Source organism: Actinoplanes sp. NPDC051405 (assembly GCF_055586185.1).
In genome coordinates, this window is record NZ_JBVJIR010000003.1 from 18,553 (window position 1) to 34,648 (window position 16,096).

Annotated in this window: 12 protein-coding genes; 8 read left to right on the forward strand and 4 right to left on the reverse strand. The window is 73.3% G+C overall.

Features of this window, described 5'->3' with window-relative positions; genetic code table 11:
* Nucleotides 1-110 precede the first annotated feature (110 nt).
* Together ACZ6S4_RS07845 and pspM are read left to right on the forward strand one after the other, a co-directional pair.
* Nucleotides 111-974, forward strand: a complete 864-nt coding sequence (locus ACZ6S4_RS07845) for a PspA/IM30 family protein (protein ID WP_465474167.1) — start codon at nt 111-113, stop codon at nt 972-974.
* A 27-nt stretch (nt 975-1,001) separates the two neighbouring features.
* Nucleotides 1,002-1,763 carry a phage shock envelope stress response protein PspM gene (gene pspM, locus ACZ6S4_RS07850; RefSeq protein WP_465474168.1) on the forward strand — a complete coding sequence of 254 codons (762 nt, stop codon included), beginning with the start codon at nt 1,002-1,004 and terminating at the stop codon, nt 1,761-1,763.
* Here pspM and ACZ6S4_RS07855 read toward each other — a convergent pair.
* On the reverse strand, nt 1,760-2,542 hold the full coding sequence (locus ACZ6S4_RS07855) for a DNA-formamidopyrimidine glycosylase family protein (RefSeq protein ID WP_465474169.1): 783 nt from the start codon (nt 2,540-2,542) through the stop codon (nt 1,760-1,762). The two genes, pspM and ACZ6S4_RS07855, sit on opposite strands and share 4 nt — an antisense overlap.
* A complete protein-coding gene (locus ACZ6S4_RS07860) occupies nt 2,529-5,327 on the reverse strand; it encodes a BTAD domain-containing putative transcriptional regulator (protein WP_465474170.1) in 2,799 nt (932 codons plus the stop codon). Before ACZ6S4_RS07860 ends, ACZ6S4_RS07855 begins: the two co-directional genes overlap by 14 nt.
* Nucleotides 5,328-5,393: 66 nt before the next feature.
* Here ACZ6S4_RS07860 and ACZ6S4_RS07865 point away from each other — a divergent pair, with 66 nt between their 5' ends.
* Both ACZ6S4_RS07865 and ACZ6S4_RS07870 read left to right on the forward strand, forming a co-directional pair.
* Entirely contained in the window at nt 5,394-6,053 is a 660-nt protein-coding gene (locus tag ACZ6S4_RS07865; protein ID WP_465474171.1) for a hemerythrin domain-containing protein, read from the forward strand.
* 12 nt (nt 6,054-6,065) lie between these two features.
* Nucleotides 6,066-6,803: an N-acetyltransferase gene (locus ACZ6S4_RS07870; protein WP_465474172.1), complete on the forward strand. Its 738-nt coding sequence runs from the start codon at nt 6,066-6,068 to the stop codon at nt 6,801-6,803.
* Between the two features lie 214 nt (nt 6,804-7,017).
* Here ACZ6S4_RS07870 and ACZ6S4_RS07875 read toward each other — a convergent pair whose 3' ends face one another.
* Nucleotides 7,018-7,803 carry an SAM hydrolase/SAM-dependent halogenase family protein gene (locus tag ACZ6S4_RS07875; RefSeq protein WP_465474173.1) on the reverse strand — a complete coding sequence of 262 codons (786 nt, stop codon included), beginning with the start codon at nt 7,801-7,803 and terminating at the stop codon, nt 7,018-7,020.
* An 81-nt stretch (nt 7,804-7,884) separates the two neighbouring features.
* On the opposite strand from ACZ6S4_RS07875, the gene ACZ6S4_RS07880 reads away from it, so the two are divergent.
* Both ACZ6S4_RS07880 and ACZ6S4_RS07885 read left to right on the forward strand, forming a co-directional pair.
* A complete protein-coding gene (locus tag ACZ6S4_RS07880; RefSeq protein ID WP_465474174.1) occupies nt 7,885-8,814 on the forward strand; it encodes an LLM class F420-dependent oxidoreductase in 930 nt (309 codons plus the stop codon).
* A 290-nt stretch (nt 8,815-9,104) separates the two neighbouring features.
* Nucleotides 9,105-9,638, forward strand: coding sequence for a GNAT family N-acetyltransferase (locus ACZ6S4_RS07885; RefSeq protein ID WP_465474175.1), 534 nt, complete (start codon nt 9,105-9,107; stop codon nt 9,636-9,638).
* Nucleotides 9,639-9,648: 10 nt separating this feature from the next.
* On the opposite strand, the gene ACZ6S4_RS07890 is transcribed toward ACZ6S4_RS07885, so the two are convergent.
* On the reverse strand, nt 9,649-14,181 hold the full coding sequence (locus tag ACZ6S4_RS07890; protein ID WP_465474176.1) for an ATP-dependent helicase: 4,533 nt from the start codon (nt 14,179-14,181) through the stop codon (nt 9,649-9,651).
* Nucleotides 14,182-14,451: 270 nt separating this feature from the next.
* On the opposite strand from ACZ6S4_RS07890, the gene ACZ6S4_RS07895 reads away from it, so the two are divergent.
* Both ACZ6S4_RS07895 and ACZ6S4_RS07900 read left to right on the forward strand, forming a co-directional pair.
* Nucleotides 14,452-15,306, forward strand: coding sequence for a DUF4397 domain-containing protein (locus ACZ6S4_RS07895; protein ID WP_465474177.1), 855 nt, complete (start codon nt 14,452-14,454; stop codon nt 15,304-15,306).
* Between the two features lie 11 nt (nt 15,307-15,317).
* Entirely contained in the window at nt 15,318-16,046 is a 729-nt protein-coding gene (locus ACZ6S4_RS07900; protein ID WP_465474178.1) for a class F sortase, read from the forward strand.
* The last annotated feature ends 50 nt before the right edge of the window (nt 16,047-16,096 follow it).

Genomic DNA, 16,096 nt, shown 5'->3' on the forward strand with positions numbered 1-16,096 from the left:
GACGCCGGTGGCGTGGAGCTGACACGATGGACTTCGCGCCATCGTGAAGACCCCTCGGTCCCGCGTCGGTGGCGCGTCCGACTGAGCGACATTGAGGGGATACCGCGGATATGGCGAACCCGTTCGTCAAGGGCTGGCGCTACATGATGGCGCTCTTCGGCGCCAAGATCGATGAGTACGCCGACCCCAAGGTGCAGATCCAGCAGGCCATCGAGGATGCCCAGCGCCAGCACCAGGCGCTCGTCCAGCAGGCCGCCGCCGTGATCGGCAACCAGCGGCAGCTGGAGATGAAGCTGTCCCGGCAGATGTCCGAGGTCGAGAAGCTCCAGGGGATGGCCCGCCAGGCCCTGGTGCTGGCCGACCGGGCCCGGGCCGGCGGTGACGAGGCCGAGGCGCAGAAGTACGAGTCGACCGCGCAGACGCTCGCCACCCAACTGGTCTCCGGCGAGCAGTCGATGGAAGACCTGAAGACGCTGCACGACCAGGCGCTGTCGGCGGCCGGTCAGGCCCGCAAGGCGGTGGAGAACAACGCGATGGTGCTCCAGCAGCGCATCGCCGAGCGCTCGCGCCTGCTCAGCCAGCTCGAGCAGGCCAAGATGCAGGAGACGGTGGCCAAGTCGCTGGAGTCGATGTCGTCGCTCTCCGCGCCGGGCAACACCCCGTCCCTGGACGAGGTCCGCGACAAGATCGAGCAGCGCTACGCGAACGCGATGGGCCGCGCCGAACTGGCGTCGAACTCCGTCGAGGGCCGCATGCTCGAGGTGCAGAAGTCGAGCCTCGACATGGCCGGCACCTCGCGGCTGGAGCAGATCCGGGCCAGCATGGCCGGCGAGCAGCTCGGCGGCACCGCGGCCAAGCCGGCTGTGGAGGCGGGCAACGCCGCTCCGGCAGCCGACCCGGCCAGCGTGGCCCGCCTCGACGAGATCAGGGCAAGCATGAACGCCAAGCGTGGGGACACCTCGGCCACGGGCTGAGCACCCCACCCCGGGGAGGAGTGAACGGTGGACGAGCGGAGCAGGTACTTCCGGCAGCTCAGGAAGCTGCGGGGGTCCGCGCGGCGCTGGAGCGTCGTCGGCGGAGGGCTGACCGCTGCCGCTGCCGTGCTCACCCCGTACGCGGGCATCGGGCTCGCCGATGCGGCCTGGGCCGCGTCGGCGGGTGCGTCCGTGGCGCTGGCCTGGTGGCGCTGGAGTGACCACCGGGCGCTGGCCGCGATCCCGGCGCCGCCGCCCGCCCCGCCGGCCATCCCCGGCCAGCGGCTGGTGGCGGCCGTCGAGCGGTTCCCGGCGGGCCGGCAGGTGCTGCAGGAGGTGCGCCGGCACAAGGACCGTTACGCGCTGCGCGGTTCCGCCGTCGCCCAGGCCTGGGACAGGCTGGACCGGGCGGCCATGACGCTGACCGGGCTGGCCGGCCGGCTGACCGGGCCCGGCGAGGCCGCGATGCTGGAGGCCGCGGTGGCCGAGCAGTGGCTGCGTGACCTCGGCCAGCGGGTGGCCAGCGTCGAACGGGCCATCCCACTCAGCCCGCCGGATCAGCGGCCCGGGATCGAGCAGGCGCACGAGAGCCTGGCCAAGCAGTTCACCGAGGGCGTGGCCGCGTACGAACGGCTGGTCGCGGCCGCGGCGAGCTATGTCGCCGAGGAGGGCCACCCGGCCTCCACCCAGCACCCGGCGCTCGGTGGCCTGATCGAGGCGACCGACCGTCTGCGGGGCATCGCCGAGGGGTTGTCCGAGCTGCGGCGGCCCGCGACCCCCGCTGCCTAGGACGGCTGGCAGCGCGGGCACCAGTAGGTGATCCGCTCCTCCTGGTCCTCTTTCTGGATGGCCGAGCCGCAGCGCCGGCAGGGCTGGGCCCGCCGTCCGTAGACGTAGCTGGTCTGTCCCCGGCGCAGGGAGCCGGTGGTGGTCTGCGTCCAGCGTCCGCGGTTGGAGGCCACCAGCTTCTGCGCCAGCTTCACCGTGCCGGCCAGGTCCGCCACCGCGGAGACCGGCGTCCACGGCCACAGCCCGCGTAGGAAGAGCGTCTCGGCCTTGTAGAGGTTGCCGACCCCGGCGAGGTTGCGCTGGTCCAGCAGCGCCTCACCGATCGGGACGTCCGGCTTCGCCGCGATCCGGCGGACCGCCTCGTCGGGATTCCAGTCGGCGCCGAGCAGGTCCGGTCCCAGGTGGCCGAGCAGCTTCTCCTCCTCGGCCGTGGGCAGCAACGCCACCTCGTGCAGGTGGTAGCCGACCGCCACCGAGCGTTTCGTCCGCAGCACCACCCGGATCAGGTGTGCCGGGCGGCCGGTCCAGCGTTCACCCGGCGCGTACGCCCGCCAGGCGCCGTCCATCCGCAGGTGCGAGTGCAGGGTCATGGCCCGTTCGCCGCTGGTCAGCCGCAGCAGCAGGTGTTTGCCCCGGCTCGCCGACTCGGCCACCGTCCAGCCGGTCAGATCGGTCGTCGCGAGCTGCGGCACCCGGAAGTCCGAGCCGGTGAGCACGTCGCCCTGCAGCGCGCGTTCGAGGACGCGCGCGGTGTTCCATACGGTGTCACCTTCGGGCATGGCTCTGCTCCTGCCCAGCCGACAGCATCGCAATCATCGCGGCCGGTTCCAGCGTGGCACCGTCGGCGTCGGCGGCGGCCCGGGTCACCGGATCGAGGGCCTGGTCGAGGGCGTTGTTCAGGGCGGCGGAGGTCGTGGGGTCGGTGGCTTCGGGCCGTAGTCCGCGGCGGGCGCCCTGGTGGCGTACGGCGGCCAGCAGCGTCGCACCCAGCTCGGGCCGGCCGCTCAGCGTGAGGGCGTACGCGCCGGTGTGCAGGCAGGAGAGCACGTTGCCGACGTCGTCCTCCTCCCGGAACCGGCTCAGGGCGGCACCGAGCTCGCGCAGCGCCGCGGCCGGATCGGGGTCGGCCGGGACCAGCCAGGCCCGGGCCAGCAGCAGCTCACTCATCGCGGCGATCCAGTTCTGCCGCAGCTCGCCGGCGTGCGCGGCCGCGCCCTGGAGCACCCGGCGGCTCTCCAGCAGCTCGCCGAGCCCGGTCAGGGCCCCGCCGAGCGCCATCTCTCCGGCCGGCGTGGCCCACTGCTCGCCGATCCGCACACTCACCGCGATCGACTCCCGGGCCCGGACCACGGCGGTGTCGTAGTCGCCACGCGTCGAACACATCAGCGACTCGTAGTAGCGGAGCTGGCTGACCAGGCGCCACCCGTCCTGGCTGTCCGGCTCCGCGAGCAGGGCCTTCGCCTGCCACAGGCACTCGGCGGCCCCGTCAACGTCTCCGCCGATGAACCGCAGGGTCCCGCAGGTGGCCAGCGCGAGCGCCCGGTCGACCGCGGGCGCGTCCGGCGCCCCGGCCAGGGCTGTGGTCAGCAGCCGCAGCCCTTCAGCCACATGCCCGCCCCGGAACCAGAACCACTCCAGCAGGCCCGCCGTCCGCAGCGCCGCTCCCGGGTCCGCGACGAGGTCGTGGGCCAGCGCGGCGCGCAGGTTGGGCACCTCCCGGTTGAGCACCCGGATGGCGTGCGCCGAGCGTTCCCCGCGCAGCTCGGGCGCGGTCCGCTCGACCAGCGCGCGGACCCAGGCGGCCTGCGCTGCCCGGCTCGCCGCCGGCTCGGGGTCGTGCTCCTGGCAGTACGCCCGGATGATGCCCAGCAGCCGGTAGCGGGTCGGCGTCACGGTCGTGTCGGCGGTCACCACCGAGCGGGTGACCAGCGAGGACAGCGCTTCCAGATCGGAGCCGACCGCCGCGGCGGCCTCCACGGTGAAGCCGCCCGTGAACGGCCACAGCCGCAGCAGCAGCGCCCGGTCGGCGGCCGGCAGCAGGTCGACACTCCAGGCCACGGCCGCCTCCAGCGTGGCGTGCGGGGCCAGGGCGCCGCGCGGCACCCGGCCGAGCGCGGGGAACCTCTCACCGAGCAACGACACCAGCTCGCCGAGACCCAGCACCCGGGCCCGGGCGGCGGCCAGCTCCAGCGCCAGCGGGATCCCGTCCAGCACCTCCGCCAGCCGCGCCAACTGTGCCTCGTCGTCGGGGTCCGGACTCCAGCCCGGCCGTACCGCGCCGATCCGGTCGGCCAGCAGCGCCACGGCGTCGCCCGACGGCAGGGGAGCGACCGGCAGCAGCCGTTCGCCGTCGACACCGAGCGGTTCGCGGCTCGTCGCCAGGATCCGCAGCTGCGGGCAGCGGGCCAGCAGCTCGACGACCAGGTCGGCGACGGCGGCGACGAGATGCTCGCAGTTGTCGAGGATGAGCAGCGCTTCCCGGTCGCTCAGGGCGGAACTCAGGCCGGCCGGGCCGGGCTCGGCGGGCTGGTGCACGCCGGCGGCCGCGGCGATCGTGGAGACCAGCAGGTCCGGCTCTGCGACGTCGGCCAGCCGGGCCAGCCACGGGCCGTCGCCGTCCGGGCGGGTGGCGGCGTACTCCACCGCCAGCCGGGTCTTGCCCGCGCCACCCGGACCGACAAGGGAGAGCAGGCGTGTGGCCGGCATGGTGGCCTCGAGCGCGGCCAGCTCCGCCTCCCGGCCGACGAAGGCGGACAGCGGCCGGGTCACCGCGGGGGCCGTAGCGACCGGGCGTGGTGCCGCGTCGGGCCGGGCGGGCAACAGCAGGCCGGGATCCTGGGCCAGCAGGCGCCGTTCCAGGGACTGCAGGGCGGGACCGGGATCCACACCGAGGTCGTCGGCGAGCAGTGCGCGGACCCTGCGCAGGGCCGACAGCGCCTCGGCCTGGCGAGCACTGCGGTAGAGACCGAGGATGAGCAGTTCCCAGCGGCGTTCGCGATAGGGCTCTGCGCGTACCGCTGGGGTCAGCTCGGCCACCGCGCCGGGTGCGTCGCCCGCGGCCAGGCGTGCCGCCAGCCTCTCCTCGACCGCGACCAGGCGCAGCTCGCCCAGCCGGGCCCGGGCGGCCTCGACCTCCGCGGCCCCGTCCAGATCCGCGAACGCCTCGCCCCGCCACAGCCGCAGCGCCGCGTCGAAGGCGCGGACGGCCTCGGCCGGCCGCTGCTCGTCCAGCAGCTCCCGCCCGCGGGCGACGCCCGCCTCGAACGCCGCCACATCTGTATCCGCGCCGGTCAACCGGTATCCGTCGCCGACCCGCTGCAGCGCCTCGCGGTGCTCGGACCCCAGGGCTCGCCGCAACCGCGACACGTACGCCTGCAGCGACACCTCCGGGCTGGCCGGCGGATCATCACCCCACACCGCCGCCGTCAGCGCGTCCCCGCCGACCGGCCGGCCACCGGCCGCGATGAGCGCGGTGACGAGCCGGCGCGGCAACGGACCGCCCAGATCGAGGACGACGCGGCCCGCGCCGAGCTCGGTCGGCCCGAGAACGCGGCAGCTCAGCACGGGTGGAGCATACAAACGCAGGCCACTTGCAGGCAGTCTGCAAGCCGACCCGAGCACCCTGTACCCATGACGACCACAACCGCACGCGTCGACACCTGGGAAATGGTGCTCGTGCACCGCGTGTTCCGGCGCGAGTTCCGCATCCTGCCCGCCCTGATCCGCGCGGTGCCGCCCGGCGACACCGCCCGCGCCGAGACCATCGGCTCGCACCTGGCCAACGTGGCCGGGGCGCTGCACCACCACCACGAGGCCGAGGACGAACTGCTCTGGCCGGTCATGCTCGACCGCGTCGGGCTGCGCGCCGACCTCGTGCACCGGATGGAGGCGCAGCACGAACGCCTGGCCGGCCTGCTCACCCGCATCGACGACCTGACCGCCCGCTGGCGTGCGCACGCCGCCGCCGAGGTCCGCGACGAGCTCGCGGACGTGCTGGCCCAGGCGTCGGGCGCCCTCGACGAACACCTGGGCGACGAGGAACGCGAACTGCTGCCGCTGGTGTCCGAGCACGTGACCCCGGCCGAATGGAACGCGCTCAACGAACGGGGTCGCGAGGCGATCCCGAAGAACAAACTGGCCCTGGTCTTCGTCGGCGCGATCCTGGAGGAGGCAAGCCCTCAGGAGCGGAAGATGTTCCTGGCCCAGCTGCCCGGACCGGCCCGGCTGCTGTGGCGAATTGTCGGGCCGCGCACCTACGCAAAATCACGAGACAGCATCCGCCGCGGCTGACATGGTCGTCGGGTGCAGCTCGACATCACGTCCGCGGCAGAACGCCCGGACCGGCGCCCGCTCTGGTCCGGCCTCACCGGACTGTGGCCGCGGTTCATGACCCAGGACGAGAGCGGCGAGTTCTTCTACGGCTACGAGTTCGACCACTACCCGGAGTTCCAGCTGCTGGCCGTCGACCTCGACACCGGCGAGGCCGTCGCGAAGGCCCACTCGGTGCCGCTGAGCTTCACCGGCGCGATCGCCGACGGGCTGCCCGAGCACGGCTGGGACTGGGCGGTCCGGCAGGCCGCCCACGACCGGCTCCGCGGCACCGCGCTGGCGATCGTCTCGGCGCTGGAGATCATGGTGCGGCCGGACCTGCGTGGCCACGGGCTGTCGGCCCGCATGCTGGCGGCCCTGCGGGCCAACGCCGCGGCCCAGGGCTTCAAAGACCTGATCGCGCCGGTCCGGCCGACCGGCGCCCAGGGCAAAAGCATCGACACGTACGCGTACGAGCAGCGTCCGGACGGCCTCCCGGTCGACCCGTGGCTGCGCGTGCACGTCCGCGCGGGCGGGCGGATCGTGAACGTGGCGCACACCAGCATGGTGATGGTGGGCACGCTCGAGGACTGGCGCCGGTGGACGGACCTGCCGTTCGACTCCCCGGGGGCGGTGACGGTGCCGCATGCGCTCGGGCCGGTGTACTGCGACGTGGCCGGGAACCGGGCGGTCTACGTGGAGCCCAATGTCTGGGTGCACCACCGGCTCTGAGCTCTTGCCCCGGCTTGGCCGGCCCGGCCCCGGCTTGGCTCGGCCCGGCCCCGGCTTGGCTCGGCCCGGCCCCGGCTTGGCTCGGCTCGGCCCCGGCTTGGCCCGGCTCGGCCCCGGCTTGGCCCGGCCCGGCTCGGCCCCGGCTTGGCCCGGCCCGGCTCGGCACCGGCTTGGCCCGGCCCGGCTTGGCCCGGCCCGGCCCGGCCCGGCCCGGTTAGCGTTCGGCGACGCGGACTATGTCGCCGGGGCGGACCGAGAGCAGGACGACTGCGCGGCCGCCGTTCACCGCTATCGCCACGCGGCCGGCTGAGTCCTCGTACACGATCATCTCGCCCTGCTGGGCATCGGCGAAGGTCTGGGCGCGCCGGGCCTTGACCCCGCCGATCACCAGGTCCGGGCTCAGCCCGGACAGCGTCGCGCCGCCGGCGGCGAGCTGCACGTTCCCGAAGCGGTCGACGGTGAGCACCTCGGCCTCAAGCCAGCCGTCGCCGACCGCGACGACCGGATCGGGCAGCCGCACCAGGGTCTCCGGGGCAATGGCCGGCCCCGCGTCGCTCAGCTGGGCGCCGAGCGCCAGCCGCGCCGCGGCCGGCGAGAACACGTCCCGGCCGTGGAAAGTGCGCGAGACGTCGCCGAGCAGCCAATCTTTGGTGGTGAGCTCGAACACGCTGTTGATGCCGCCCAGCGCCTCGGCCGCCCAGATCAGCAGCCCGTTGTCGGGACCGACCAGGATGCCGCCGGGGGTGCCGATCGTGATGCCGCGCCGCTCCGAGCCGACCCCGGGGTCGACCACGGCGACGTGCACCGACGGCGGCAGGTGCGGCGCCGTCTGCGCCAGCACCGCGGCGCCGCGCGCCACGTCAGCGGGCGGCACGTGGTGGGTGATGTCGTTGACTCGCACATCGGGAGCGATGCGCGCGATCACCCCGCGGCACGCGGCGGCGAAACCGTCGAACGTGCCGTAGTCGGTGGTGAGGCTGATCCATCCATAGCCGCCCATGGTGGTTCACGTTACTGCCCCGGCACAGTCCGTGCGTGCGGCTGGCCGGGCGCGTCGCGGCACTTCTGGCACTGTTGATCTATGCGTCTTGTCATCTTCACCGAACCCCAGCAGGGTGCTTCGCACGACGACCTGCGGCGGGTGGCCCAGCTCGCGGAGCAGACCGGCTACGACGGCTTCTTCCGCTCCGACCACTATGTCGCGATGGGCGGGGACGGTCTGCCCGGCCCGACCGACGCCTGGCTGACCCTGGCCGCACTGGCGGTGCAGACCTCCCGGATCCGGCTCGGCACCCTGGTCACGTCGGCCACGTTCCGCCTGCCGGGCCCCCTGGCGATCGGCGTGGCCCAGGTCGACGCGATGAGCGGCGGCCGGGTGGAACTGGGCCTGGGCGGCGGCTGGTTCGAGCAGGAACACACCGCGTACGGCATCCCGTTCCCGCCGGTGGGTGAGCGTTTCGACCGCCTCGAGGAGCAACTCGAGATCGTCGAGGGCCTGTGGACGACCCCGGTGGGCGAGCAGTACACCTTCGAGGGGCGGCACTACCAGGTGACGAACTCGCCGGCCCTGCCGAAACCGGTCCAGTCACCCCGCCCGCCGATCATCGTGGGCGGTGCGGGCAAGAAGCGCACCCCGGCCCTGGCGGCCCGGTACGCCGACGAGTTCAACGCCCCGTTCGCGAAGGTGGCGGACCTGCCGGCGATGTTCGACCGGGTCCGGGCGGCAAGCGAACAGATCGGCCGCGCGCAGCCGCCGGCCCTGTCGGCGGCGGCGGTGCTGTGCGTGGGCCGCGACGAGGCTGAAGTGAAGCGCCGAGCGGCGGCGATCGGTCGCGACGTGGAAGAAATGCGCGGGAACGGCGGGGTGGTGGGCACGCCGGACCAGGCGGTGGAGATCCTCGGCCGGTACGCGGAGACGGGAGCGTCCCGGATGTACCTGCAGGTGCTGGACCTGAGCGACCTCGACCACATCGAACTGGTCGCCGCAGCGGTGGCGCCGCAGCTGCCCTGACGGCTGCCCGGGCCGGTGGTTCCTGGTGTCGGTACTTCCCGGCGCCGAGATCACCGGCCCGATCCCGTTCCAACGCTCCGCCTGGTGACCTGCGCGGTGGTCGGTGTGCCCGGCGTTCCGGCGCACCCTTGTCGTAGCCCATGGTGCGGTCCGTGAACGGCTCGCGGTGGGGGTAGGTGGGTGGCCGGGATGGGCGGCTGCGGGGTCGTTGCGGGGGTTTGGCCCAGGTGGGGACGGTCTTGGTGGTGGCGGGGATGAGGTGTCCGGGCTCGGGGCCTAAAGTCTGTTGCGTGGAGATTGTCACCGCGCGACTGGCTTTGCGTCGGCCCGGGCCTGCCGACCTCGAAACGATCTTCGCGATCCACCGCGACCCCGAGGCCTGCCGGCACAACCCTTCGGACCTGCTGGCAACGCGGGCCCAGGCCGAACACCTCTACAGCCGATGGGACGACCATTGGCGCCGGCACAGCTTCGGCTACTGGGTCGTCGAAGAACGCGAGTCACGCAAGATCCTCGGTTTCGCGGGCCTCAAGGTGGTCCGCTTCCGCGAGATCGAGGTCCTGAACCTCTTCTACCGCCTCGATCCGGCGGCCTGGGGTAACGGCGTGGCGACCGAAGCCGCGACAGCCGTGGTGCAGTGGGCCGGCCGCCATCTTCCGGAGTGGCCGATCCTCGCCCGGGTCCGGCCGGACAACGTGGCGTCGCAGAAGGTGGCCCAGCGGGCGGGCCTCACCCGCGCCGAACACCTGGACGATCTGGGCGAGGACGGACTGGACTGGCTCTTCATCACCCGCTGGCCGGCGGAGGAGCATCGCCGGCCCTGACTCTGCCGGTTCAGCCGCGCAGCCGCAGTCCGCGAGGCGTGGCCCGGAAACCCGCCCCCGTCAACGCGTCCCGCAACGGCGACGAATGCACCGACTCCCCGTCCGCCCGTTCCACCGACATCGGTCCCAGCGCCCCCGACCGCACCGATCCCGCCAGCGCCTGCCCCGCCGCCGTCAACGCCTCCGTATCGTCCAGGTAGGACAGCAGAGTCCGGCCGCCGCGTTCGACGTACAGGATCAGGTCGCCGCCGACCAGGACCACCAGGGCTCCTGCCTTGCGGCCCGCCCGGTGGCCCGTCGCCGGCGTCGTCTCGCCGTTGCCGCTGTCCACCACTCTTTCCGGCCACGGCAGCGCCGCCCCGTACGGGTTGGCCGGATCGGTCGCCGCCAGCACCACCGCGGTCGTGCCTGTGCGTTTGGCCAGCTCGGCGGGCTCGGCCAGGGCGCGCAGCCGGTCCACCGCGCCCGGCACCGCGAACTGTGCCGCGCCCAGGCCTTCCACGAAGTAGCCGCGGCGGGCCGCGCCTCGCTCCTCCAGCGCTGCCAGCACCGGATACACCGCCGCGAAGCCGCCCGTCACGCCCTCGGCCATCACTGCGCCGCGGGTCACCACGCCGTGTCGTTCGAGCAGGAGGTCGGCCAGGGCTGCCGCGCGGCGGGTCGGGTCGAGGTCCCGTTCCGGCAGGCGGGACCAGCGGCCCACCATCATCAGCGGTCCGGATCGGGCCGGCATTGTCGGGCGGCCGGGACGGCGGTAGCGGGTGCGGGCGGGGGTCGCCTTCGCGCGGTGGGCGCCGCTGCTGCCGAGCAAAGCGCGCAGGGGCGCCAGCGTGTCGTTGGTCAGGTGCCCGGCCCAGACCAGGTCCCAGACCGTCTCCGCCAGGGCGGTGTCGTCGGTGGCGCCGATCTTGTCGGACAGGTTGCGGAAGAACAGCGCCTGACCGTCCGCCAGTGCGTCCAGCACCGACTGGTGTTGCGGGGTCAACGCGAACTCGTCGTCCGGTGGTGGCAGCAGAAGCGGGGCACTGTCGGCGTACGCGAGGGTCACCCAGCCGTCGCCGCCCGGGATGGAGCCCGAGCCGGCCCACAGCACCTCGCCGCTGGCGCACAGCTCGTCGAGCTGGGGCGGGGCGTAGTCGGCGACCCGGGCCGGCAGGATCAGGCGTTCCCAGGCCGAGGCCGGTGCGGCCACGCCTTGCAACTGCTCGATGGTGGCCGCGAGAGCGTCGACGCCGCGGGAGTTGCCGCCGATCTGGTGCCAGCGGGGCAGGAACGCGGCCAGCACCCGTGGTGGCACCGGCTCGATCTCACGGCGCAGCGCGGCCAGGGAGCGGCGTCGCAGCAGCCGCAGCACCTCCGCGTCGCACCACTCGGTGCCGGCCCCGCCGGGGGAGAACTCGCCGGAGACGACCCGGCCGGTGGCGCTGAGCCGCTTGAGGGCCTGCTCGACGACGAAGACGCCGAGACCGAAGCGGGCCGCGCAGGTGGCCGCCGCGAACGGGCCGTGGGTGCGGGCGTACCGGGCGACGAGGTCGCCGAGCGGGTCGGCCACCGGCTCGAGGTAGGCCTCCGCGACGCCGACCGGCAGGGCCACGCCGAGCGCGTCGCGGTAACGGCCGGCGTCCTCGACGCCGATCCAGCGTTCCTCGCCCGCGATCCGGACCTGTATCGCGCGCCGGCTCGCCTGCAGGGTGGTCAGCCAGTCGAGCTCGACACCGCGGGCGGTGAGATCCGCCGCGGACAGGTCTCCGAGCAGGCGCAGCAGCTCGGCCGCGTCCTCGGCGTCCCGGGGGCTGCGGGCGGCGGTGAGCCACTGCAGCTGAGCCTCACTCTCGGTCACCACCGTCGGGTCGAGCAGCTCCCGCAGGTCGACGCGGCCGAGCAGCTCACCCAGCAGGGTCGAGTCCAGAGCCAGTGCGGCGGCGCGACGTTCGGCCAGCGGTGCGTCGCCCTCGTAGAGGAACGCGCCCACGTACCCGAAGAGCAGGGAGCGGGCGAACGGCGACGGCCGTGAGGTCTCGGCCTCGACCAGCCGGACCTTGCGTCCCGCGATCTCGCGCATCAGCCCGACCAGCCCGGGCACGTCGAAGACGTCCTGCAGGCACTCGCGGGCCGCTTCCAGGGTGACCGGGAAGTCGGCGAACTCGCGGGCCACGTCGAGCAGCTGGGCCGAGCGCTGGCGCTGCTGCCAGAGCGGCTGGCGGCGGCGCGGGTCGCGGCGGGGCAACAGCAGCGACCGGGCGGCGCACTCGCGGAACCGGGAGGCGAACAGCGCCGATGTGCCGACCGACTCCTCGACGAGCTGGGAGATCTCCTCCGGGTCGAAGGCGACCAGGTCGGCGCCGGGCGGCTCCTCGGCGGTGTCCGGCAGGCGGATGACGATGCCGTCGTCGGAGGGCATGACCTGGCCGTCGACGCCGTAACGCTCGGAGAGCCGGCGGGCGATGGCCAGCGCCCAGGGTGCGTTGACCCGGGCGCCGAGGACACAGTGCACGGTCATGCGCCAGTCGCCCAGCTCGTCGCGGAAGCGCTCGACCACGATCGTGCGGTCGTCGGGCAGGTTGCGGGTCGACTCACGCTGCTCGCGCAGGTAGGCCATCAGGTTGTCGGCCGCCCACTCGTCCAGCCCGGAGTCGCGCAGCGAGGCGGTCGCCTTGGTGTCCTCCGCGCGGGTCAGGGTGCGCAGCCGGGCGCCGATGGCCCGGCCCAGCTCGATCGGGCGGCCGAGCGCGTCGCCCTTCCAGAACGGCATCCGGGCCGGCGCACCCGGCGCGGGGGAGACCAGCACCCGGTCGGGGGTGATGTCCTCGATGCGCCAGGAGGTCGAGCCGAGCAGGAAGACGTCGCCCACCCGGGACTCGTAGACCATCTCCTCGTCGAGCTCGCCCACCCGGGACGCCTTCTCCGAGCCGGCCAGGAAGACGCCGAACATGCCGCGGTCGGGGATCGTGCCGCCGCTGGTGACGGCGAGCCGCTGGGCACCGGGACGCCCGGTGAGCTCGTCGGTGGTGCGGTCCCAGACCAGGCGGGGCCGCAGCTCGGCGAACGCGGTGGACGGATAGCGCCCGGAGAGCATGTCGAGCACGGCGTGCAGGGCGGAGTCGGGCAGCTCCGCGTACGGCGCGGCCCGTCGCACCAGCGCGGCCAGCTCGTCGACCTGCCACGCGTCCAGCGCGACCATCGCCACGATCTGCTGGGCGAGCACGTCCAGCGGGTTACGGGGATAGCGCAGCTCCTCGATCGCGCCCTCACCCATCCGCTCGGCGACAACCGCGCAGCTGAGCAGGTCACCGCGATGCTTGGGGAAGACGACACCGCGCGAGACGGCACCGACCTGGTGCCCGGCCCGGCCGATGCGCTGGAGCCCGGCGGCGACCGACGGCGGGGCTTCGATCTGCACCACCAGGTCGACCGCGCCCATGTCGATGCCCAGCTCCAGGCTGGAGGTGGCGACCACGGCCGGGAGCTGGCCGGACTTGAGCGCCTCCTCGATCTGTTTGCGTTCCTCGCGGGAGACGCTGCCGTGGTGGGCGCGGGCGACGACCGGCGACGCTCCCGCGGCGATCGGGGACTGGGCCATGAGCGCGGCGGGCGCGCGGTCCGCCTGGTCGACCACGGCCTCGGCGGCCAGCTCGTTGATCCGGGCGCACAGGCGCTCGGCGCCGCGCCGCGAATTGGTGAACACGATCGTGGAGCGGTGCTGCTGGATCAGCTCCAGCACGCGTTCCTCGACGGCGGGCCAGATGGACGGCGTGCGCCGGGCCGCTCCGGGGTCGTCCGCGTCGACCTCGGGCACCTCGTCGAGGCGGGTCATGTCCTCCACCGGGACCTGCACCGAGACCTCGATGGTCTTGCTGCTGCGCGGCTGGACGATCTCGACGGCACCGGCACCACCCAGGAACCGCGCCGTCTCGTCGATCGGGCGCACGGTCGCGGACAGCCCGACCCGCTGCGCCGGGCGGCCCAGCATCGCGTCGAGGCGTTCGAGCGAGAGGGCCAGGTGCGCGCCGCGCTTGGTGGCCGCGACCGCGTGCACCTCGTCGATGATCACCGTCTCGACGCCCTTGAGCGACTCGCGGGCGGCGGAGGTGAGGAGGAGGAACAGCGACTCCGGCGTGGTGATCAGGATGTCCGGCGGCGTACGCGCGAAGGCCCGCCGCTCGTCAGCCGGGGTGTCCCCGGTGCGCATGCCGACGGTGATGTCCGGCGGCGGCAGCCCGAGCCGCCCGGACGCCTGCCGGATGCCGGTCAGCGGTGCCCGCAGGTTGCGCTCGACGTCGACGGCCAGCGCCTTGAGCGGGCTGACGTAGAGCACCCGGCACCGGTGCTTGGGCTCGGCCGGGACAGGCTCGTGGGCCAGCCGGTCGAGCGACCAGAGGAAGGCGGCCAGCGTCTTGCCCGAGCCGGTCGGCGCGACCACCAGCGCGTTGCGGCCGGCGCCGATGGATCGCCACGCGCCGGCCTGGGCGGCCGTGGGCGCGGCGAAGGCGGCCCGGAACCACTCCCGGGTGGCGAGGCCGAACTGCTCGAGGACGTCTGACACACGTCCATGGTGCCCCCGGGGTCTGACAGAAATCGGCGACCGCGGAAAACATCCATCCGGGTGACGGCTACGAACAGGTAGCGGAGGCCCGTAACAAGATGGGCATCAATCAGACGTTGGAGCACAGGATGGGCACTCGACCGGCGGTTGTGCGCGACCGGAAGGACCATGGTGCGGACCGGTGACGTGCGGCACATTGATGAACGCAGAGCGTACGCATCGATGGCCGCCACCGACGATGCCGCAGAGGCTTCACGAACAGGAGGCACCGTGACCCATCGCGTTTCCGCCTTACGGCGCCTCGGTAGCGCGGCGGCCGCCGTTGCCGCGCTGGCGACCATCACCCTTTCCGCGACCCCGGCGCAGGCCGCGGGCGACGGCTACGTCCGTCTCGCGCACCTTTCACCCGATACTCCGGCCGTGGACGTCTATCTGAAGTCCGACTCGGGCACGGTCAAGGACCAGAAGTTCGACGGCGTCGCGTACGGCGCCATGTCCGACTACCTGCGCCTGCCCACCGGCACGTATTCGGTGGCGATGCGCAAGGCCGGTGCCGCCGCGAGCACCCCGCCGGTGCTGACCACGCAGGTCACGGTCGACGACGGCGCGGCGTACACGGTTGCCGGGGTGGGTCGTTACGCCGACCTCGGCCTGCGCGTGCTCAAGGACGACCTGAAGCTGCCGGGGGCGGGGGAGTCCAAGATCCGGATCATCCAGGCCTCGGTGCGCGCGCCGGTGCTCGACGTCGGCGGGGCCAACGGCAAGACCATCGCCGACGGTGTGCAGTTTGCCACCACGACCGCGTATCGCCAGGTCAACCCGGGCAAGTGGACGGTTCGGGTGAAGCCGACGGGCGGCGGCGCGACCAGCGACCTGCCCTGCACGCTCGGTGCCGGCAACGTGTACTCGCTGCTGGTGCTCGACGACAAGAAGGGCGGCCTGAAGCCGGAGCTGCACATCGACGCGGCGCGCCAGGGCGGCGTACCCCAGGGTGGGGTGGCCACGGGCGACGGCGGCACGCAGCCGCAGTCCCCGATGCCGATGGCTCTGCTGCTGGCCGGGGTCGCAGCGGTGGCGACGGGTGGTCTGCTAGTCGGGCTCAGGCGCCGCTCCCGCTCTGCTTGAAGGCGTACCGGATGAGAGTCGTGACGCCGGAGCACGAGGCCGGTCCCGCAGCCGGGGCCGGCCGGGCCGCGGCCCCGGATAAGCCGGAGGTACGCCGTAAAGCACGCATCCTGCTGCCAGTGGCGGTATCGGTGCTGGTGGCGTTCGTCGTGGCCACCGGTTACCTGATGCTTCGCGAGCCGACCGGCACCGACAAGCTCGGCCGCTGGGCCGGCACTCCGAGCGCCGCCTCGGTGCCCGTCCAGCCGTCCGAGGACATGGAGGGTGCGCCGAACCCGTTCCGTACCGTGCCCTCGGATCTCAGTGGCCCGCCGACCCGCCTGCGGGTCAAGGCCATCGGGGTGGACACGTCGCTGGAGACGCTGAAGCTGGGCGCGGACGGTGAGTTGCAGCCGCCGAAGACCAACGAGCACGCCGGCTGGTACGCGGACGGCACAGCCCCGGGCGACGTGGGCCCGGCCGTCCTGGCCGGCCACGTCGACTCGAAGCGGGGGCCGGCGGTCTTCTACCGGCTGCGCGAGATCACCACCGGCGACAAGATCGAAGTGACCAGAGGTGATCGTACGGTCACGTTCACGGTGACCGCCACGGCCTGGTATCCGAAGAAGGCGTTCCCGACCGAAGAGGTCTACGGGCCGACCCCGGACCGGCAGCTGCGACTGATCACCTGTGGTGGGGTCTTCGACCGGACTTTGCGGTCGTACACGGACAACCTGGTGATCTACGCGGTGGCCGGGTGATCAGGATTCCGCAGGTCAGCCGCCGGTGACTATCCTGGACGAAGAAGCTA

What these genes read in the sequence shown, in the direction of transcription:
- ACZ6S4_RS07845 (WP_465474167.1), top strand. Translation starts at nt 111, where the DNA reads ATGGCGAACCCGTTCGTCAAGGGCTGGCGCTACATGATGGCGCTCTTC.
- ACZ6S4_RS07855 (WP_465474169.1), bottom strand. Translation starts at nt 2,542, where the DNA reads ATGCCCGAAGGTGACACCGTATGGAACACCGCGCGCGTCCTCGAACGC.
- ACZ6S4_RS07865 (WP_465474171.1), top strand. Translation starts at nt 5,394, where the DNA reads ATGACGACCACAACCGCACGCGTCGACACCTGGGAAATGGTGCTCGTG.
- ACZ6S4_RS07875 (WP_465474173.1), bottom strand. Translation starts at nt 7,803, where the DNA reads ATGGGCGGCTATGGATGGATCAGCCTCACCACCGACTACGGCACGTTC.
- ACZ6S4_RS07880 (WP_465474174.1), top strand. Translation starts at nt 7,885, where the DNA reads ATGCGTCTTGTCATCTTCACCGAACCCCAGCAGGGTGCTTCGCACGAC.
- ACZ6S4_RS07900 (WP_465474178.1), top strand. Translation starts at nt 15,318, where the DNA reads ATGAGAGTCGTGACGCCGGAGCACGAGGCCGGTCCCGCAGCCGGGGCC.